Source organism: Colwellia sp. BRX10-3, from assembly GCF_014077505.1.
Classification (GTDB): domain Bacteria; phylum Pseudomonadota; class Gammaproteobacteria; order Enterobacterales; family Alteromonadaceae; genus Cognaticolwellia.
On the sequence record NZ_JACGWA010000004.1, the window covers coordinates 55,769 to 76,555 of the forward strand.

Here is a 20,787-nt window from a genome sequence, read left to right on the forward strand (position 1 = left end):
CTAGATATTTAAGGTCAGAATTAACCAATGCAACTTCATGAATTCGAAAAATATTTAAACACCTTATTAAAGCCAGAACAAATTAAAGATTTTTGTCCGAATGGCTTACAAATTCAAGGGCGAGATAAGGTTCGCAAAGTAATCACGGGTGTAACAGCAACACAAGCCTTAATTGAACAAGCAATTGCGGAAAAAGCCGATGCGTTAGTTGTACATCATGGTTTTTTTTGGAAAAATGAAAGTTATGTGATCAGAGGCATGAAACATAAGCGCATTAAAGCTTTACTGGCAAATGATATCAGCTTATTTGCTTATCATTTACCTTTAGATATTCATCCTACCTTAGGTAATAACGCACAATTAGCCAAGTTATTTTCGATCGATAAAGTTGCGCCATTAGAAGTAGGCAATGCATTAAGTGTGGCTGTTCGTGGTGAGTTTAGTACTGAACTTAGCCCACAAACGCTTGAGCAACGCATTAGTGAAAAACTCAATCGACCTTGCTTACACATAGCACCGCCATCAAATAAAGTGATTAAAACCGTTGCTTGGTGCAGTGGTGGTGGTCAAAGCTATATTGAATTAGCGGCTGAGCAGGGCATCGATGCTTTTATCAGTGGTGAAGTTTCTGAGCAAACCACTCATGTTGCACGAGAAATGGACATTCATTTTTATTGCGCTGGTCATCATGCCACCGAGCGCTATGGTGCTAAAGCATTAGCAGAACATTTTAATCAACACTTGCCAATAGAAGCTAAGTTTATTGATATTGATAACCCAGCATAAGTTCAGGATTAGCATAATAAGTAAGTAGTTAAATATACCGTTTGCTAAATAATGCTTACTTATTATGATTGTGTTTTTTTACTTAGCTATCAGTACATTATGTGAATTTTAAGCTTTAGCTAAATGGTTTAATAAGCCGTTAGCTTTTAATCCATTGCACTATGCGTCCAAGGGTTTCATGCCAAGCACTGGTAGTTTGTTGCAGTTTTTTTGCACTCGGTAAGTAATACTGCCATGGCGTTAGATCATTTTTCTTCACCCATGGGCTTGCCGGTGCAGGTATCGCATTTACACCATATTTTTCAAAGTAAGCCATGGCTCTAGGTAAATGATTAGCACTAGTGACTAACACGACATTTCTGTTTATCACTCGCGGCGCAATAAGCTGTGCCTCTTCTTCAGTATCTTGTGGAAAATTCTCTGTAATAATTCTATTTGCTGGAACCCCTAACAATACAGCAGCTTGCTTAACTTTTTCAGCGTTTGAACTGACATCACCACCGGAAAAACCTGAGGTTATTATTTGTGCCTCTGGATGTAACCGATATATACGAATCGCTTCAACCAATCTTGATAGTGAACTAGAATTTAACTGACTAGTTACTGGCAAACCCTCAACTGTTGTATGGTAACCACCTAAAATAATAATATAGTCAACCGGTTTACTGCTTCGGGTGAAAGCCGGATAATTATCTTCCAATGGCGCCATAATACTATCTGATAAAGGCGGAAAGGCACTGAAAAACAATAAAGCGGTAGCCGTTAATAGCGCCGAAAAACTAAGCTTTGGTTTTAAACGATAAAAAATAATGGCGGTAATTAACAGTATGATGATAATGCTAAGTGGCATTATCAATAGGCTGATGATTTTTTTCAGTAAAAATAAGTCCATATTAAACATTCCAAATAGGTGAATTATTTCAAGTTTTCAAGCTATTAAAGCATAACAATTAAGTAACGTTATAGCAGTAGCTACTTTTATTGAAATTAATTTATTTGGACGTCTAAAAGTCTGTTGATATTTCATATTAGATAGGGTCTAATAACTGCGCTGAAAATTGGAATTTTTACTCCATTTTTATAATGATGTTATCAATAATAAAATATTGAGGTAATGTTTTAATTTTCGCACCAGAAGAGGCGCAATTGCCAGGTAAGTAGCATGAGGACCCAATCCTATGACTGTTACTGATGGGGACAATTGCCGAGAATATTGATATGGGGGCATATCATGTTCGGTTACTAAGGCTGAATCCTTAGGGCTGTCACCGCTAAAAAATTACATGTTTTTAGCATAGGGTGGAGAGCTTCTGGCTGAATAGTACCGCCTGAATAACGGGTTTCTTAACCTCATTCGCTCTACGCTCAGTCACGCTCTTCCTGTTAGTTATTTGCCTGTTTAATTTGCTGTTTTTTATGAAATACCTATAGCAGTGCAGGCGTTTAGGAAGAATTTTTATGTTAACATCTTATCTTACAAGCCATTTTCGCAATAGCGTTGGCACATATTTGTCTAAATATTCATGTCGCTATAGACCTGGGTTTTTAATCATCCAAGCTCGAAATTATGGAGAATTTGCATGTCTGTAGTCGTTAGTCATGTCAGTGCTGATAACATTACCGTTGCAAAGTTTGGCGGCACCAGTGTTGCTGATTATCAAGCCATGCTTCGTTGCGCTGATATTATTAAAAAAAATAGCACTAATCGTTTAGTGGTGGTTTCAGCAAGTGCTGGTGTAACTAATCATTTAGTGCGTTTAAGCCAAGCTGATGTATCACAAAGTGAACGAGAACAAATTATTACTAATATCGCCGATATTCAATTTGCGATAACTAAAAACTTTACCAATCAAGAAAATATTAATAACGTAATATTAGCGTTATTAGCATCTTTACGTTGCTTTGCTGATGAACAAGCCAAGCAACACACTACGAAAAACAGTGATGAAATTTTAAGTTTTGGTGAACAGTTGAGTTCCCATATTTTTGCTCAAGTATTACAAACTGTTGGTGTTAATGGCCATTATTTTGATGTTCGCCAAGTCATGAAAACTGATGATTTGTACGGCAAAGCCCAAGTTGATTTAGCGCAATTAGCCGCGAATGCTATAACATTACTGTTACCTTTACTTAATGAACAAGTTATTGTTACACAAGGTTTTATCGGTAGCGATCAACAAGGAAACACGACAACACTTGGTCGAGGTGGTTCTGATTACAGTGCGGCATTGTTAGCTGAGGCTATTGAAGCGAGCAATTTAAGTATTTGGACTGATGTGGTTGGCATTTTTACTACCGATCCTCGCATTACAGATCAAGCGCGCTCTATTAACGAAATAAGTTTTGGTGAGGCGGCTGAAATGGCAACATTTGGCGCTAAAATACTTCATCCTGCAACACTTATTCCTGCTATGAGGCAAGATATTCCTGTTTTTGTCGGTTCAAGTAAAGAGCCTGATGCCGGCGGCACGAGAATACAGCGTCAAGTTGACTCTAACCCTACTTATCGATCAATTGCACTACGTCGAGAACAAACCCTAGTGACGGTAAAAAGTCCTGAAATGCTGCATGCCAGTGGCTTTTTAGCGAAAGTTTTTACCGTATTAGCTAAACACCAATTAAGTGTTGATTTAATTACCACTAGTGAAATTAGTGTCGCGCTAACCTTTGATAATCCGCATGGCTCAACCCAAGCGTTGTTAACTAAAGCGGTAGTAGAAGAGTTAGAACAACTTTGTGAAGTTAGTGTTGAACATGGTTTGAGTTTAATTGCGGTGATCGGTAATAAAATTCATGGCACTAAAGGTGTTGGTAGTAGTATTTTTGACAAAGTAAATGATTTTAATATTCGCATGATTTGTCACGGTGCCAGTAACCATAACCTTTGCTTTTTAGTTCCAGAAGCAGATGCTAACCAAGTAGTTGAGCGATTGCATGATACTTTGTTTTCTAGCTAAGCTCGAAGCTAACTGAAATGCTGTTAAAGTTTAAAAGTTTATAGAGATATGTAAACAGGTAAATCGAGATAATAAAAAGGGACATCTAATTGTCCCTTTTTGCTTTTAAAATTTACTTAACTAGATTGAGTAGCAAGCTTTACTCATATGCTAATGGGTCAATTACATTATTGTCAGCAAAAGCTTCTAGGCGTTCTTGGCATGCACCACATTTACCACAGGCCTTTTCGCGGCCATTGTAACAAGTCCAAGTATCATCGTAACGTAAACCCATATTTAAACCATCAGTTAAAATATCTGATTTACTGTTAGTTAAATACGGGCTAAAAATTTCAACTGCTTCATAGTTGGCAATTTTGCATACATCATTCATCTTCATCACAAATTCAGGTCGGCAATCAGGGTAAATTGCATGGTCACCAGAATGTGCACCATAATAAACTTGTGAAGCTTTTACCGATACAGCGTAACCCACAGCCAATGACAGCAAAATCATATTACGATTAGGTACTACCGTTGATTTCATACTTTCAGCTTCGTAATGACCTTCAGGGATTTCAATGTCATCAGTTAAAGAGGAACCCGCTAATAACTGGTTAATTGCCGAAATATCAATAACTTTATGAGCAACACCCAATTGCTGGCAAACTTTACTGGCACTGGCAACTTCTTTCACGTGTTTTTGGCCATAATCAAAAGTTAATGCATAGACTTCTTTGCCGTCTTTTAATGCACGGTGAAGTACAGTGAATGAATCCATGCCACCGGAAAAAATTACTACGACTTTATTACTCATATTTGCAGGTCTCTTGAGGTATAATAAAAACTTGCGCATTCTACTCGAAATTATCTAAGCATTAAAGTAATGACCACACGTTATAAAATAAATGAATTGTTTGAAACTCTGCAAGGCGAAGGCTCTTTTACCGGCCAACCGTCGATTTTTCTTCGTTTACAAGGTTGTCCTGTAGGTTGTTCTTGGTGCGATACCAAGCATACATGGGACATTCACCCTGAATTAGAGATCCCTAGCAAAACACTACTAGATAAGTCGGAAGAGACCGAACAATGGTCGAATTTATCTTTAGATGATATAGCTGCAATATTTAGTCAGCAGGGCTATAAAGCTAAACATATAGTGATCACCGGCGGCGAACCCTGCATGGTAGATTTAACCGAGTTGTGTTTATATTTTGAAGCACAAGGTTATAGCTGTCAGGTTGAAACTTCGGGTACCTTTGAAATTAGAGTATCTGAGCAATGTTGGGTGACGGTTTCACCCAAAGTTAATATGCGTGGCGGTTACGAAATTTTAGCCAGTGCCATGCAACGGGCCAATGAAATAAAGCATCCGGTGGCAACTGAGCAACATATTGACGACTTAAAAGCATTATTGGCCGAGCATAAAGTAGCAGACAAACAAATTTACTTACAACCGATCAGCCAAAAGCAACGCGCTACCGAGCTTGCTATTGCCACGTGTATTGAAAATAACTGGCGCTTGTCGGTGCAAGTTCACAAATACATTGGCATTGAATAGCACCTATCAAAGTAGCATAGTAGAGTACATAAATTTAATACTCTAACGTTCACTTTAGTGGTAAAAGTTATTTTGTTATTGGCAGTGAAATAATAACTTCAACGCCTTGTTGATTTTTTTTATTTACTGCCTTTATCGTACCGCTATGAAATTGACATATCAATCGCGCTATATACAAGCCTAAGCCCAAATGTGGCTGTTCATTATTGTGTTTCTTCCTGATGGATACCATAGAGTCAAATAGCTGTTCACTCATCTCTTTAGGTAGTAATTCACCGTTGTTGCTAATAACTAACGTGACCAGGTGATTAGATTTTTCAACGCTGACTACAATATTTTCATCATCAGAAAACTCAACTGCATTGGCGATAACTTTATCTAATAGCTGCGCGATATGCTCTGGAGAACCTAAAACTTGAACCTTTCCTATGGCTAATTCGCTAAACGAAAAGTTAATTTTTGGATAGATCAGACGATAACCTTGCATGCAACCGTTGAACACTTGACCCAAGTCGAACAAAGCTTTCTCGGTGTTCTCTAACATTTGCTCAATGCGAGTTGCTTCATTCATATTGGTTAAAATTAAGCTTAAGCGTTCAATACCATGTTGAGCACGAACTAAGTAGGGATTTTCAACCGATGAATTTGGTACGTTATCATCATTTTCTTGCTGAGTTGTATTGGTACTTTGCTGCTGCATGGCTAAGGTTTCTAACGATGTACGCACGACAGCAATTGGCGTGCGCAATTCATGTGATAAACGAGAAGACATATTTTCTAAATAGTGATTATATTGCCCAAGACGGTTAACGGCGGTTGAGAAACTACGTGATAAATCGCCAATTTCGTCATTGGTAGTCGAGGTATCAACATTACCGTTAATGCGCCCGTGTTCGTCAATAGCCATTTCGGCTTGATTGCTTAAGGTTCTGATCCGGTTTGAAATACGTGAAGCAAACAAGAAAAATGCTAAAGCGCCTAATAACATAATAGCCAAGATAGAACTGAACAGTTTTTCCAATGCTTGGTTTCTTAATGTACGAATGCCATTAGTCGTTTCTTCAACAATTACCGCGCCTTTAACCTGTTCATCAATAAATATAGGGTAGGCGGCTGATAGCACTACCGCTTGTTGATCGGTACTTAAACGCCATTGTGACATTGGCTCACCCGCTAAAGCACTTTCAATATGTTTACCCGTGAGGTTTTCTGAATCATAAAGTTGATCGATAAAGTTACTCGGTGGCTGGGTGAGTATTTTTTCATACAACGGCTTAAGTATATTGTTTTCAACGGTATGCCAGGTCGCAAGTATAAAATTGTCATCTGCATTGTCGATGTGTTCATTATTGAGATTAACGCGTTTATTCCACACACCACTGGCTTTTTTTATGTTCCCAGTTGTGGCTAATACCCGGTGATGTTGGTCAACAACCCAAATGCTGGAGTTGGTATAGCTCATCCCTTTTACGATACGCTCGATTTCTGGCGAGGGCACTAAAATAGTGCCTAACGTTGCACCAGAACTTGGATCTGCCGAGCCAAGTGATGCTTCAATTACACCCAATGGGCTATCAACATCGTGAACGGCAAAGGCTATATTGTCGTTAAATTCAGTCAATGGTACACGAACTTCAACATTATAACCTTGTGGTGTATCGCGCCAATGTCCTTGAATTTGTCTTGCAGGAACCGGAATATCATCTTTGATATCAGTAATACGGTATGCGTCTATCCAGCCAGTGGTTTTATTGCTAATAATAAAGCGACTAAATACGACTTGTGGATTGATAAAGGCGAGCTCTAAATGATCATTGTTGGTGATACTGCGAGCATTGGTGTCTCGATAGATGACATTATCGTCAATTACCGCAAAGTATAAATATAGATATTTACCATAAGTGCCAACAGCTGCTGTAAAGTTAATTGAAAGCTGCTCTGGCGTTAATTGACTATAAAGTTGGTTGTTTTGTTGATAAAAATGCGCCTTATTGGCAAAGTCGGGCCAATCTTGATTCAAGCCATCGAGTTGAATAGGCGCTGATAAGCCATAACTGTATAAGTCTTTGCCTTTTTCAACACTGGGTAAAAAGCTAGCTTGGTTGTTAAATAGGTTAGCTCGCTCATGCATAGCGGTTGCAAGCGCTCTTGCTGTGCCGATTATGGTTTGCTCTTGGCCATATCTTAGGTATTTCTCCATTTCCCAAACATATTGATAGCCAAACCAAGGAATGGTAAATAGAAAGCTTGATAATAATAGCAGCTTACTTCTTAAGCCAAAACGCCATTTCATTGCCATATTTTCTTAGCTACCTGCAGTTTCTACTGAACTTTGATTCCAGCGGTAACCCATGCCATAAACCGTTTCAATACAATTAAAGTCACTATCAATATGAGTGAACTTTTTACGTATACGTTTGATATGAGAGGTAATGGTTGAGTCATCAACGTAAATTTTTGAATCTTGCATTAACTGACTACGATTTTTTACATGCCCTGGATGTTTAGCTAATGCGAATAGCATCCAAAACTCGGTAATGGTTAACTCTACATGCTGACTTTGCCATTGAATGCTCATACGCTGACTATCTACGGTTAATGGTCCAATAGTTAACATATAGTCAGCTTGTTGTGGTTTACCTAAAGCGTCTTGGCGGCGAAACAGTGCGGCAATTCGCGCAGACAAATGCGGCAAACTAATATCTTTAGTGAGATAGTCATCAGCACCAATGCGCAAGCCAGACACGGTATCAACATCGCTATCACGTGCGGTTAGAAAAATAATGGGTAAGGTTGTCGACTTTGAACGCAGCCATTGGCATAACTCAAACCCAGCATCGTATTCGTGCTCAAGACCAATATCTAAAATGGCTAAATTAGGCAAGCGTAAGTTAAACGCTTGCATCGCCGTGGCTTTGTTAGCATAAGTTTGAACTTGGTAACCTTGCAGGCGCAGTACATCTGCGTAGTTTTCTCTAATGGCGGCATCATCTTCAACAATAGCGATCCGTTTCGACATGGTTATTGCTTATCCTTTATATACAAGTACGTAAGATTTACGTGAATATCTGCGTTAAATAATATCGAATAAACGCCATTGATGCTGCTAATTGTTGCAATTGCCATAATGTTGCCACATTTGCTCATTGAATTGCCATGTTTGCGTCCTTTAGTCGTCGTTTTTCTGCGGTTTAATAACATCATCAAAAACAAAGCAGCTAATTAAGTCATTAGTTAGCAACTATTTATTTATCACACCATCGATGAGAGACACTGATATGAAAAACCAATTAACTAAAGCACACTTAACTACACCAAAAGCAAATAACGTAAATAGCATTCAAGTAACAGAATCAGGTATTGCAAGAACATTGATTAATGTTGCTTTAATTTCTGCATTAACGGTAAGTCCAGTATTTGCCAGTTCTTATGAAAAAATAGTACAAGAGCAAGTAGAACAGGAAAACTCAGCGCAATTGAAGGAAGAAATTGGTTTTGGTACAGGCATGGTCATTGGTGCAATTTTAGGCGGGCCTATTGGTGCCTTTATAACTGGTGTAGCAGGTAATTTGATTGCTAAAAACATTAATGCTACCGACGAAATTGATAAACTATCAATTGCCTATAAAAAAGAAAAACAGAGTACTGAAACATCGCTGGCTCGTTATCAAAAACAAATTGCGCAAGCTGAGCAAGGCTATCAAATGGAGTTATTAGCGTTAGAGCAAAACTATCAAGCGGCAAGTCAATTACAAGCGCAAAATTTATTAATGAGTTTGCAGTTTTCTACTGGTTCAAGTGAAATAAAATCGCACTATCAAGAGCAAATAGCGAGCTTAGCGCGCATTGTTCAACAATCACCTAATTTGACCTTAGATCTTTCTGGATATACCGACAAGCAAGGTAGTGATGAGTTAAACCAAGCCATTTCATTAGCACGTATTAATGCGGTTAAAAATGCCCTTATTGACCTAGGTGTAAAAGCTGACCGGATTAGTTTATTTGCCTTTGGCGAGCAGCAACCTGTAGTAGCATCAGTAGATAAAGAAGTGAGCTTCTATGATAGAAGAGTGGTTATAAAGCTAAAAAATACCGCTTTAGCAAATGATGCGGCTAGCCAAGAGAATTCGCAAACTGCTAAGAACTATTAACCTTGTAAAACGGGAGGTCAGTTGATAAATATTTGGTCTAAAGTCATTAATAGGAGGTGTAAAATTAAACGTTAGCCAATCCTAACCACTAACTTTTAATAAAAATGATAAACGAAGGTTAAAAGAACAAAGCCAAGGTATAACACCTTGGCTTATTTATTAGCTATCGTTTACTGAATGAGGCGGGCTATAAATAAATGCGTGTTGATACACGTCAGTAGACATACTTTATTCCGCTTACATTATCAGACAAGCTTTATTAGGCTCACATCTTTAGGAAAAGGTTATTTTCCTAAAGTAAACTTGGTATCAGCATCACGAAGTAAATATAGCGCTGCACAAGCCGCCAACATAGGCCAAGCGGCAAAAAATAATAGATTATTAAACGCATCATAATACTGCGCGTAGGCTGAGAATGTAGAACCCGCATGCATCAGGAAAATTAAACCGTAAGTAAAACGTTTTTTAATGCCGAATAAGAACGCCAATACTAATACTAATTGTAATGCGCCTAAGCTATAAGCAACGATGTCATTAAAGCCACTGATTTTATAAAAATGTTCGAAAATTTTAATACTATGGGCAGGGTTAACAAACTTATCTAACGTCCAGACAAACATGACGATAAACACACCTACACGTAAAAGTAATAATGACCATTGTAAGTTGCTCTGTAGGTTTTTGTTAGCTAGGGTCGTATCTGTCGACATATAAATTCCTCAATTAAATAAAAGTGTTGATAACAGCTCTAAAAGACCGAGTAATTAAGGTTAAATTTCAGCATTTGGTTATTTTAATTACTTAAAGCACTTTAAAGCCTGAAGATAACAGTCGCCTTTTAGTTCTTTGAGCTATTGTTTAAAAGTAATAAGGGCAATAGAAACAAAGCCAAGCTGTTGCCGCTTTTATAAGGTACTTTTTAATGGCGATAATATTTTCCAATGAAGTAAGTATTAAATACATGCGATATGCACGTTTACATTTAAGGATTTAATGATGAAATTAGATTGTTTTTCAATAAGTTTAGCAGTGAAAGACCTAAAAGCTTCTCGAGATTTCTATCAAAAGCTAGGTTTTAGTGTTTTTGCTGGTGAAATGTCTCAACGTTTTTTAATTATGAAAAACGGGGCAACCAATATAGGACTTTTTCAAGGCATGTTTGAAGGAAACATATTAACCTTTAATCCCGGATGGGATCAAAGTGCCCAAGGTCTAGAAGACTTTACTGATGTTAGGAAGTTGCTGTATGAGATTGAACAGCAAGGAATTGAAATTACCGATAAAAATATTGAAGGTGACCAAGGACCAGCGAGCTTTTCTTTTGTCGACCCTGATGGCAATGCCATTCTTATTGATCAACATCGCTAAAGCGCACTATTAGATCCTAGACAAGTAAGCATAAAATATAACTAAACATCACAAGCGGTAATAAGCTAATTTCAAACATTCACATGCTATTTTATAACAGTAAATATGAGCCCTAAAGCAGCCTTTTATCCTGCCTCTGGGTGTACAGAGTTGATATAAGTATATGAAAAATTAAATGTCTGTTATCTGTAAAACAACTAAAGTGAAAAGTCACTTACGAAACAATTACATTGAAAATCTATATTCTTTCTATTGCCATCATTAATTGATGGCTTTTTAATATCTAAGATTGTTTGGTGCATATAGCCCTTAAATTAAACTACCTTAATGACCAAAATGGTGGTTTTGCTTCGGTCAGGTTTAATGTAAACCTATAAATTCAAAGTCGTCTGACACTTTGAGGTACTACAAATTATGGTTGCACATAAATTAATATGTTGGCTTGCCCTGCAGCGACATCAAAATAAAGCTTCTATTCAATGATGCGCTTAAACGGCGGTAATGAGTTTAGCAAGTCTTTGCCGTAACGCTTATTAATCACACGTCGATCCATTAGTACAATGACACCATAATCTTTTTCGTTTCTGAGTAATCTTCCGGTGGCTTGAATCAGTTTTTTTGAGGTTTCAGGTACGGAAATCGACATAAACGGATTGCCGCCTTTAGCCGTAATATACTCTGCTTGTGCCTCTTCTATTGGTGATGATGGCACCGAAAACGGTAATTTGGTGATAATAACATTGGTGAGATAATCTCCGGGTAAATCTAAACCTTCAGAAAAACTTTGCGTACCAAAAATAATACTTTCTTGTTGTTTATCACAAAGCGCTTTATGAGTTTCAATAATTTTTTGTCGAGACATCTCGCCTTGTACCAAAATGCTGAGCTTAGTTTGTTCTCGCAGCGCAGTAACAACCTTATCCATTTGCCAATACGAAGAAAACAATACCAATGTCGCTTTACCACGTTTAATTTGTTCAGGCAGTTTAGCAATAAGTTCATCAGTGAATAGGTCAGCACTTGGCTCATATTCCATGTTAGGTACAATAAGCTGCGCGTTGTTTTGATAGTCAAAGGGCGAATCAACTTTTTGGTATTGGCTGCCATCATCGGTTCTTAGTCCCGATTGTCGGCGAAAATGGTCGAACGAGTTCAATGCTAAAATAGTGGCAGAGCACAACACTGCGCCTTCACATTTAGACCAAAGCATATTTTCTAAGGTGAAACCAACTTCGATAGGTGACCCACTAATTAAATAGTCACTGCGTTTGCCCTCAATTTGCTCTAACCAACGTGCCATTGGCGCGCCTTTATCGTTATCGGTTTTGGCATACATTTGCCATAAGGCATTAAAATTTTCTAAGCGTTGGATCATAAAACCGGACTCAGCTAATAACGGCTCAGCTAAATACATTTGGGTATCGCCATCTTTTACTGATTCCATTAACAAGTTATAAAGCTTGTTTAAATGCGCTAAACACTTCTTAGAGCTGTCGGTTAAATCTTCCGCCCAATTCTTTAATGCTTGCGGAATAATACCATTCTCAAAACGGTACTGTAACGCTTGGTTTTGGCTTTGTTTAAGTGAGCTGTTTGACGGAGATTGATGGAAATAAATACTGCGATTATTATCGATAAAACTTAGCACTTTTTGCATGTCAGCTAAAATATCTTGGCAATCGTCGGCCATTTTTATTGATGGTGAGATGGCGCTGTTTGATTTTACCAACTTTGCTATTTTATCACCGGTTTCTTGTAACTTGCTAAGCCAGTCAATGGCTCCCTTAATGGTTAAGTTAGCACTTGAATGGTCACGCGTTACTTTTGGTAGGTGATGAGCTTCATCAATAATGTAAAAAGTGTCTTCTGGGGGGGGTAATATTTTACCGCCGCCTAGTTCCAAATCAGCCAGCAGTAAACTGTGGTTTACCACTAAAACATCAGCGGCATCCATGGTCTCTCTAGCTTTATGAAAAGGGCAATGGCTATGGTCTGATAAATGCTTTAAGCAACTGTGTTTGTCGGCTTGAATTTGTTGCCAAATGCTATGATTTACAGGCTCAGGCCATGCGTCAATATCACCAGGCCAAGTGTTATCATTGAGCGCTTTGTGCATTTTGTTTAAGGTGCGAATATCGCTCGCTTGTGGTTTTTCTGCAAAGGTAAAACCTGCTTGCGGGCTATCATCGTTAGCAACGGCTTGAGCAAGCTTCTGTCGACAAACATAACGTTGTCGCCCTTTTGCTAAGGTAAAGTTAAAGTCTAAACCACTGTGTTTTTTAAGAAAGGGTAGATCTTTATCAACCAGTTGTTCTTGTAGCGCTACGGTTGCCGTGGCAATACAAACTTTTTTGTTACGACTTAATGCTAATGGAATGGAGCCCAGTGCATAAGCTAAAGATTTACCCGTGCCTGTGCCGGCTTCAATGGTAATTATTTTACGTACTTTGTCGTAATCACCCGCCAGTGTTTTGGCAATTTCAGCAATTAAAAAGGTTTGCTGTTTACGGGGATTAAAATTGGTTAGGTTTTCACCTATGCTTTTATAGGAAGTTCTAATAACTTGTTTAATTTTATCGCTTAACATCGCGGCTGTAGTTTCCTATCGACAATAGATGATTTACACTGCTGTATATATTAACAGTTTGTTATGAAGAATTAGAACACTTAATGCAACTTTCTCCTGATCAAATTCCTGAACTAGCACAATTACCAGATGCTACAAGCGGCTTTCTTTTGACGCGAAGCGCTAGTGATCGCAATAATCATATTGAAATTACCTTATGGCTGAAAATGCCACAAGCTGTGGTGCAATTGATTATTGATAACGAACGGGCCGTTTTTTTTGTTGAAGTGAGTGACGTTAACCATGCAAGAAGTGTTTTAGCTAAACAAGGCATTGCTGTTGACGAAATAAAGCCGGTAGCGTTGAAGGCATTTAATCAAGCAGCGGTTGCCGCTGTATATTTTCTAACCTTACGAGGTTTTTATCAAGCGCGTGAGGCGTTAAAGCAACAAGGTATTAAGTGCTACGAAGACGATATTCGACCGGATGATCGTTTTTTAATGGAGCGATTTATTACCGCTGATATCACTTTTGGTGGTAAAGAAGTTAATTTGAACTTAGCCGATAACCAACATTATCGGCGCTTTGAGCAGGTTAAATGTAAACGTATTGATAAAGCACAGCAAACTGATATTGAACTCTCGACCGTATCGCTTGATATAGAATGTTCAATGTCAGGTGAGTTATATTCCATCGGCTTATATAGCGAGCAGTGTCAGCAAGTATTAATGATTGCCAATGAACAAGAAATAGCCCGTGAACAAGTTACCCAAAGCGATATTGATATTATATGGCAAGCCGATGAACGACAATTACTCGTAAGTTTATTAGCATGGTTTACTCAGCATGATCCCGATATTATTATCGGCTGGAACGTGATCAACTTTGATTTTGACTTATTACAAAAGCGTTATAACTTACATGGGCTTAAGTTTGCGATTGGTCGAGACGGAAAAGTGCCTTATTGGCGAAAAAATCAAGCCAGTGATCAACAATTTATTGAAATTAATGGCCGGGTGGTGCTAGATGGTATCGACTTATTAAAAACGGCAACTTATAACTTTCCTAGTTTTTCACTCGATAATGTTGCTAATACGCTATTAGGTATTGGTAAAAAAGTTGATGACGTTGATAACCGACTACAAGAAATAACCGATAACTTTCATCACAATAAAACCGCATTGGCGATTTATAATTTAGAGGATTGTCGCTTAGTGCGGTTAATTTTTAAGCATACTCAGTTATTAGAATTTGCCATGCTTAGGGCACAGTTAACTGGTTTGTCCATTGATAGATTCGGTGGCTCAGTAGCCGCTTTTACTAATTTATATCTACCAAAGTTACATCGCAGTGGTTATGTTGCGCCTAACATGGGTGATGGCGATCAAGGTTTTGAATCTCCGGGCGGCTTTGTGATGGACTCTACCCCTGGGCTTTATCAAAATGTGTTGGTGTTAGATTTTAAAAGCCTATACCCCAGTATTATCCGCAGTTTTAATATTGACCCTATGGGCTTGATTGAAGGTTTAAAGTCACCAGAAAAAGCGATAGAGGGCTTTGATGGTGCTTATTTCTCAAGAGAACAACATTTTTTACCTGGCATAATAACTGAGCTTTGGAAAGAGCGTGATATCGCGAAAAAAGATAAGAATGCAGCCTTATCGCAAGCAATAAAAATTATCATGAATTCATTTTATGGTGTTTTAGGCTCAACAGGCTGTCGATTCTTTGATCCCCGTTTATCAGGCTCTATTACTAAACGCAGCCACAGCATACTAAAAACCACAAAAGCTTGGATTGAAGCGAAAGGTTATCAAGTTATTTATGGTGATACCGATTCGATATTTGTTCATGCCGGTGATGATCAAAGTGCAGAAAATAGCAGGGCACTTGGTAAAACCTTACAAGATTATATTAATCAGAAGTGGCAAAAATTACTCAAAGAACAATTCAATATTGTTAGTGAGCTTGATATTGAATTTGAAACTCATTTTAGTAAATTTTTAATGCCAACCATTCGTGGTCAAGACATAGGTACAAAAAAGCGCTACGCAGGCTTAGTGCAAAATGGTGATGAACAAGAGTTAATTTTTAAAGGTTTGGAAAGTGTGCGTACTGATTGGACTGAATTGGCAAAACAATTTCAACGCACCTTGTATATGAAAGTTTTTAATGACGAACCTGTCGCAGATTACATAAAAGAAATGGTCGCTAATACTTTAGCGGGTAAGCACGATGATTTACTCTATTATCGCAAGCGATTACGTAGAAAACTCGAGCTTTATGTCAAGAATGTACCGCCACATGTGCGAGCTGCTAGGCTAGCTGATGAAATATATCAGCAACAGGGAAAACCGCTTAAGTATCAAAATAAAGGTTGGATTGAATATGTGATGACCACCAATGGCCCCCAAGCCAGAGGCTGTCAGAGTGCAGCCTTAGACTATCAATTTTACATTGACCGACAATTATTGTCGGTAGCCGATGCTATTTTACCTTTTATTAATACCAGTTTTGACGAGATAACAAATAGCCAAATGAATTTGTTTGAGCGTTAATACCGATAGCTGAATACTTCTCCTGTGTTATTAATTGTGAAGAAAAGAAAGGCTATCAATGCGCTTAATACTGATGACTACTATGTTATGACAAAATAAACCGTGCTTCTTTGCTTGATTCACGATATAAATATTATAGATGGCTAGATAGCTATAGTTGTTTTTATCGAGCGATGCCTAAATAATTGTTTAATCCAGGAATGTAACCTAGACATGAAAAAAGAAACAAAACTCATTAATGCTGGCCGCAAAAGCCAATGGACACGTGGTGTAGTTAATCCGCCAGTAGAACGTGCTTCTACGGTAGTTTTTAATTCTGTTAAAGAAATGAAACATGCGACAGCAAATAAAACTAATCAGGTTTTGTTTTATGGTAGGCGCGGTACATCAACGTCATTTGCTTTTAGTGATGCTATGACCGACTTAGAAGGCGGTGCAGGCTGTGCAATATATCCCTCGGGTACTGCCGCGATTACTAATGCTATTTTGGCGTTTGTTAAAACTGGTGATCATATACTCATGGTTGATACGGCTTACGAACCAACGCGCGATTATTGCGATAAAATATTGGCCAAATTGGGTATTGAAATCACCTATTATGATCCACTCATTGGTAAAGGTATTGAGTCATTAATTAAAAGCAATACTCGCATTGTTTTTCTTGAATCTCCCGGTTCTATTACCATGGAAGTACAAGACGTACCTGCCATTGCAGAAGTGGCACACCGCCACGATTGTATCGTGATGTTAGATAACACTTGGTCTGCGGGAGTAAACTTTCAACCCTTTGATTACGGTGTTGATGTTTCAATTCAAGCCGCAACAAAATACATTGTTGGCCACTCAGATGTGATGCTCGGTACGGCAACGGCAAATACTGAGCATTGGCCACAATTACGTGAAAGCAGCTATATTATGGGGCAATGTACTTCGCCTGATGATTTATACCTTGCCATGCGCGGTATTAGAACATTAAATGTGCGTTTACAGCAGCATCAAGCCAGTGCACTGAAAATTGCCGATTGGTTGTCATCACGCCCAGAGGTAGAAACCATTTTACACCCGGCATTACCTTCTTGCCCTGGTCATGAAGAATTTAAACGTGATTTTACTGGCTCAAATGGTTTATTTTCTTTTGTATTAAATAAAGGCAACCAAGCAGCATTAACCGCATTTTTAGATGGCTTGGAGCATTTTAAGATGGGTTATTCGTGGGGTGGCTTTGAAAGTCTTATTTTGGGTATTTCAAACGTTAACAATATGCGTACTGCCACAACTTGGCAGTATAAATTTCCGTTAATTCGTTTACATGTTGGTTTGGAAAATGTTGATGATTTAATTGACGATTTGGAACAAGGCTTTTCGCGTTTTAATGCCGCATTAACGCCGTAGGTTAAACGTTTAGTTTTCTTTTAAAGCCAATAGATGCAAAACGCCGAGTAGGTTACTCGGCGTTTTTTTGTGTTTATTTAAGTAAAATTTTAGTTAAACTTTATGTATAAACAGTTTTAATCTTTACCTAACAAGGTGAAAATTTTCTTGCCTATATCGGTATTGTCTTGAAAGCCGTTAAACATTTCACTGCCTTTACCAAAAGCAAATACCGGTACATCAATACCAGTATGCGTGCCCGATGGGCTTATAGAACCCCAACCAGTATTTGTTTTCATATCAATTATTTTCGTAATAACGTTAAGTACTGATTGATGATTTTTAGGTGTTCTTTTGCCTTTTTTATCGGCAGCAGATAATAAATTAAATTGCTTTACGATATCTTGGTCAATAAGTTTAGCTTGCTGTAAATTATTTAAATCCAGAGTCGATATTTCGAATGACAGTAACTCATTAACCTGTGCCAAGGTTAACTCCTCGTCAGTAAATTTCAGCGCTATTGTTTTTGGTGACATGGTCATGGTTCTTAAAAACTCAGGTTTCCATAGATACTTACTATTAATGTTAGGATCTGAACGTTCAGTTTTTTTACCAATAGTTAACCCTCCAGTACTATGGTCGGCGGTGATCACCACTAAAGTATCTGGATTTTCTGCAACATAGGTCTCAAGGTATTCAATAGTTTTTGCTAAATCGTCCATTTCCGCCATGGCTGCAGCAATATCCCTAGCATGCCCACCATAATCAATTTGACTACCTTCAACTAACAGAAAAAAACCATCTTTGTTTTCTAATTGTTTTGTTGCCGCTTGCGTCATCAGTAATAAACGATGCTTGTTCGTGTCATCTAATGCCCAGGGTAAATTGGTTTTATCAAATAAACCTAATACCGGTTTATTTTTAGGAATAGTGTTTATTTCACTATATTTATCAATATAGTGAAAGCCAGACTCAATAAATTCATTGACAAGGTTTCTATCTTTACGGATAAAATATTCCCAGCCACCACCAAAATATAAGTCCGCTTTTATCCCATCATCAATATAACTGTCGGCGATAGCGTTGTAGTTATAGCGATGGACATTATGTGCCAAATAAGAAGCAGGTGTAGCGTGATTTATCTGAACGGTAACCACAACACCGGTTTTTTTACCCTTTTGTTTAGCATACTCTAAAACAGTTTCAATGGGCTGTCTGTTGATATCTAAACCGATAGCATTATTATAGGTTTTAACGCCCGTAGATAAGGCAGTAGCGCTCGCCGCAGAGTCAGTAATATAACCTGACTCAGGGGCTGGGTAGGTGCTACTTGTACCTTTAAAATTACGATCAAAAACAGTTTTTTCAATTTCTGGTGTTTTTGGATCGTCATTATAATACCGATAAGCAGAAGTATAGGCTGGGCCCATACCGTCACCAACAACCATAATAATATTTTTTGGTGTGTTATCAGCACTAGTGTGTACCGGAATATGGTTAGTCGCTTGGAGCTGGCTACAAGATATTATCAAAAGACTGGTTAATAAGGTTGGAATGAACTTTTTCATATTTATATCCGCTAACTTTATAGGTAAATATAGCCACTTAATTATGTTTATATTAAGTGGTTATTTGTTCTGATACATTATTTTTTAAACGTCACATCAACCCATACGAGTCGGTGATCTGACGAAGCGGCACGGTCTTTAATTAAACGAAATTCTGCTTCGCTTTCTTTTGGCCAAAATATACCTGAGTTTAGTACGTTGAGTTGCGCTTTTGCCGGCAAAACATAATCGGCTCGCATGCCCCAAAATGCCGTATGATATTTAGCATTTGGATTATCCTTTCGGTGTAACTGTCCACCTTCGCTAATAGGTTTAGGATCAATAACACGAGGGTGATTTATTAAGCGATGAATGCCAGATTTTATAGCATTACCATCTACAGCATCAGCATTTAAATCCCCTAATATAACAAAAGCTTTATCTTGAGCTAAACCACCAAAATTCTTATTGTCATCATAAATATAACTGGCAGCACTTGGGGTTAGATAATCACTCCAAAACCGTATTTCATCAAAGTTTCGTTTACCGTTTCTGTCTTCGGGGCCGTCAAATACCGGCGGGGTGGGATGGCTAGCCAAAATATGCAATTCATTACCATTTACATTAAGTGGTATATCCCAGTGAGATTTAGACGACAGTCTGAAATTATTCCATGCTTGTTCATTATACCAAGGTATTTTTGATTCAGGATTTACTGGTATTAAAGCATCGGGCATATCACGCCATTTAAATAGCTGAAATGTTCTAATTTTATCTTCAACAATAGGGTGTTTAGATAACAATGCCATGGCGAAATGCCCTGAAAAAAGTCCATAACCGTAAGCATCGTTAGGTAACTCACCTACTTTATTATCGTTATTGAAATCATAACCAGTAGCAACACCGGTATTAACGGGTCCTTGATAAAAATAGGGGTAATCAACAGCAGCATTACCTTGCTGACTTTTTGTCAAATATTGTGCTAAAAAGCGTTTTAATGATTGATGTGTAGGATCATTGCCATCAAATTCATTCAATAAAATAATATCAGGGTTTACTCGTTGAATAATCTCAGCAATATTTTTGATCTGCTGATGATCATTTGCTAATGCTGTCGCTAATTCTTTACCTGTGGGCTTACGCTCTTTACCTAATTTTGATGGTAAATAGTTCAGGGCCTCCATGCTGACATTGAAGGTGGCTATACGTAAACTTGACGGTGAATTATTTGATGTTTCTGACATAGCTATACCCGAATATACTAACAACATAGTTGCTAATAAACTTGTTAACACTCTCATATAAATTCCTACTTTAAACCGCAACCACGTAATATAAAATCAGTTAAAAACTCGGTTACTTCGGTAATATCATCTTCTTCGTAATCGGCACGATTCATAATGGTTAATATTTGTTGCTCAAAATCTGCATAATGTTGAGTAGAAGACCAAATTAAAAAAATGAGTTTTACGGGGTCAACATTTTTCATTTCACCGCTGTCGATCCACACTTGAAATACTTTAGCTTTTTCCCTAACCCACTGGCGTAAATACGTGCGAGCAAAGTCTTTTAAGTGCAAAGCACCTTGTATGATTTCCATGGCGTAAATTTTAGACGCCTGTGGATGTTCAAAAGACATTTTTACTTTCGAAGCAATAAACTTTTCAATTGCAACGACAGGACCGTCGTTAATATCGAGTTCACCAATGCCTTGATCCCAAGTATCTAGCGTTAACTGCAATACCGCATGATAGATATTTTCTTTATTCTTGAAATAATACAATACGTTTGCTTTAGGTAAACCTGCACTATCAGCAATAGACTGAACGGTAGCACCTTTAAAGCCTTGTAGAATAAACTCTTTTTGGGCCGCTGCTAAAATAACAGCTTCACTTCGGGACCTAATACTTCCTTGCTTTTCATTGCTAGTATTGTTGCTCACG

General features: G+C 38.0%; 16 protein-coding genes and 1 riboswitch. Of the genes, 7 read left to right on the forward strand and 9 right to left on the reverse strand.

The genetic code is table 11. The features are described from left to right. Positions 1–27: 27 nt before the first annotated feature. On the forward strand, positions 28–786 hold the full coding sequence (locus H4J38_RS08410; RefSeq protein WP_182131352.1) for a Nif3-like dinuclear metal center hexameric protein: 759 nt from the start codon (positions 28–30) through the stop codon (positions 784–786). 139 nt (positions 787–925) lie between these two features. Here H4J38_RS08410 and H4J38_RS08415 read toward each other — a convergent pair whose 3' ends face one another. Next, positions 926–1,678, reverse strand: a complete 753-nt coding sequence (locus H4J38_RS08415) for an ElyC/SanA/YdcF family protein (protein WP_182131353.1) — start codon at positions 1,676–1,678, stop codon at positions 926–928. Between the two features lie 235 nt (positions 1,679–1,913). Then, positions 1,914–2,104: riboswitch (Lysine riboswitch) on the forward strand. A 262-nt stretch (positions 2,105–2,366) separates the two neighbouring features. Between H4J38_RS08415 and lysC the strand changes: the two genes are divergently transcribed. Continuing rightward, entirely contained in the window at positions 2,367–3,743 is a 1,377-nt protein-coding gene (lysC, locus tag H4J38_RS08420) for a lysine-sensitive aspartokinase 3 (RefSeq protein ID WP_182131354.1), read from the forward strand. A 139-nt stretch (positions 3,744–3,882) separates the two neighbouring features. On the opposite strand, the gene queC is transcribed toward lysC, so the two are convergent. Next, positions 3,883–4,539 (reverse strand): 7-cyano-7-deazaguanine synthase QueC, encoded by a 657-nt coding sequence (gene queC, locus H4J38_RS08425; protein WP_182131355.1) that lies wholly within the window; start codon positions 4,537–4,539, stop codon positions 3,883–3,885. 69 nt (positions 4,540–4,608) lie between these two features. Here queC and queE point away from each other — a divergent pair, with 69 nt between their 5' ends. After that, positions 4,609–5,283, forward strand: coding sequence for a 7-carboxy-7-deazaguanine synthase QueE (gene queE, locus H4J38_RS08430; protein WP_182131356.1), 675 nt, complete (start codon positions 4,609–4,611; stop codon positions 5,281–5,283). A 67-nt stretch (positions 5,284–5,350) separates the two neighbouring features. Here queE and pdsS read toward each other — a convergent pair whose 3' ends face one another. Both pdsS and pdsR read right to left on the reverse strand, forming a co-directional pair. Beyond that, complete coding sequence (pdsS, locus tag H4J38_RS08435) at positions 5,351–7,582, reverse strand: proteobacterial dedicated sortase system histidine kinase (protein WP_182131357.1); 2,232 nt, start codon at positions 7,580–7,582, stop codon at positions 5,351–5,353. A 6-nt stretch (positions 7,583–7,588) separates the two neighbouring features. Beyond that, entirely contained in the window at positions 7,589–8,302 is a 714-nt protein-coding gene (gene pdsR / locus H4J38_RS08440) for a proteobacterial dedicated sortase system response regulator (RefSeq protein WP_182131358.1), read from the reverse strand. Between the two features lie 259 nt (positions 8,303–8,561). Here pdsR and pdsO point away from each other — a divergent pair, with 259 nt between their 5' ends. Continuing rightward, entirely contained in the window at positions 8,562–9,434 is an 873-nt protein-coding gene (gene pdsO / locus H4J38_RS08445) for a sortase-associated OmpA-like protein PdsO (RefSeq protein WP_182131359.1), read from the forward strand. A 284-nt stretch (positions 9,435–9,718) separates the two neighbouring features. Here pdsO and H4J38_RS08450 read toward each other — a convergent pair whose 3' ends face one another. Beyond that, complete coding sequence (locus H4J38_RS08450) at positions 9,719–10,144, reverse strand: DoxX family membrane protein (protein ID WP_182131360.1); 426 nt, start codon at positions 10,142–10,144, stop codon at positions 9,719–9,721. Positions 10,145–10,430: 286 nt separating this feature from the next. On the opposite strand from H4J38_RS08450, the gene H4J38_RS08455 reads away from it, so the two are divergent. Continuing rightward, entirely contained in the window at positions 10,431–10,802 is a 372-nt protein-coding gene (locus H4J38_RS08455) for a VOC family protein (RefSeq protein ID WP_182131512.1), read from the forward strand. A gap of 472 nt (positions 10,803–11,274) precedes the next feature. Here H4J38_RS08455 and dinG read toward each other — a convergent pair whose 3' ends face one another. After that, complete coding sequence (dinG, locus tag H4J38_RS08460) at positions 11,275–13,389, reverse strand: ATP-dependent DNA helicase DinG (protein ID WP_182131361.1); 2,115 nt, start codon at positions 13,387–13,389, stop codon at positions 11,275–11,277. Between the two features lie 83 nt (positions 13,390–13,472). On the opposite strand from dinG, the gene H4J38_RS08465 reads away from it, so the two are divergent. Both H4J38_RS08465 and H4J38_RS08470 read left to right on the forward strand, forming a co-directional pair. Continuing rightward, positions 13,473–15,926: a DNA polymerase II gene (locus H4J38_RS08465; protein ID WP_182131362.1), complete on the forward strand. Its 2,454-nt coding sequence runs from the start codon at positions 13,473–13,475 to the stop codon at positions 15,924–15,926. Between the two features lie 213 nt (positions 15,927–16,139). Beyond that, positions 16,140–17,318 carry a cystathionine beta-lyase gene (locus tag H4J38_RS08470; RefSeq protein ID WP_182131363.1) on the forward strand — a complete coding sequence of 393 codons (1,179 nt, stop codon included), beginning with the start codon at positions 16,140–16,142 and terminating at the stop codon, positions 17,316–17,318. A gap of 116 nt (positions 17,319–17,434) precedes the next feature. Here the strand turns inward: H4J38_RS08470 and H4J38_RS08475 are convergent, their stop codons facing one another. The 3 genes from H4J38_RS08475 to H4J38_RS08485 form a co-directional block, all read right to left on the reverse strand. Beyond that, positions 17,435–18,865 carry an alkaline phosphatase gene (locus H4J38_RS08475; RefSeq protein ID WP_182131364.1) on the reverse strand — a complete coding sequence of 477 codons (1,431 nt, stop codon included), beginning with the start codon at positions 18,863–18,865 and terminating at the stop codon, positions 17,435–17,437. A gap of 77 nt (positions 18,866–18,942) precedes the next feature. Continuing rightward, complete coding sequence (locus H4J38_RS08480; RefSeq protein WP_310733458.1) at positions 18,943–20,145, reverse strand: endonuclease/exonuclease/phosphatase family protein; 1,203 nt, start codon at positions 20,143–20,145, stop codon at positions 18,943–18,945. Positions 20,146–20,153: 8 nt separating this feature from the next. After that, positions 20,154–20,786, reverse strand: a complete 633-nt coding sequence (locus tag H4J38_RS08485; RefSeq protein WP_182131365.1) for a TetR/AcrR family transcriptional regulator — start codon at positions 20,784–20,786, stop codon at positions 20,154–20,156. Position 20,787: the final 1 nt, after the last annotated feature.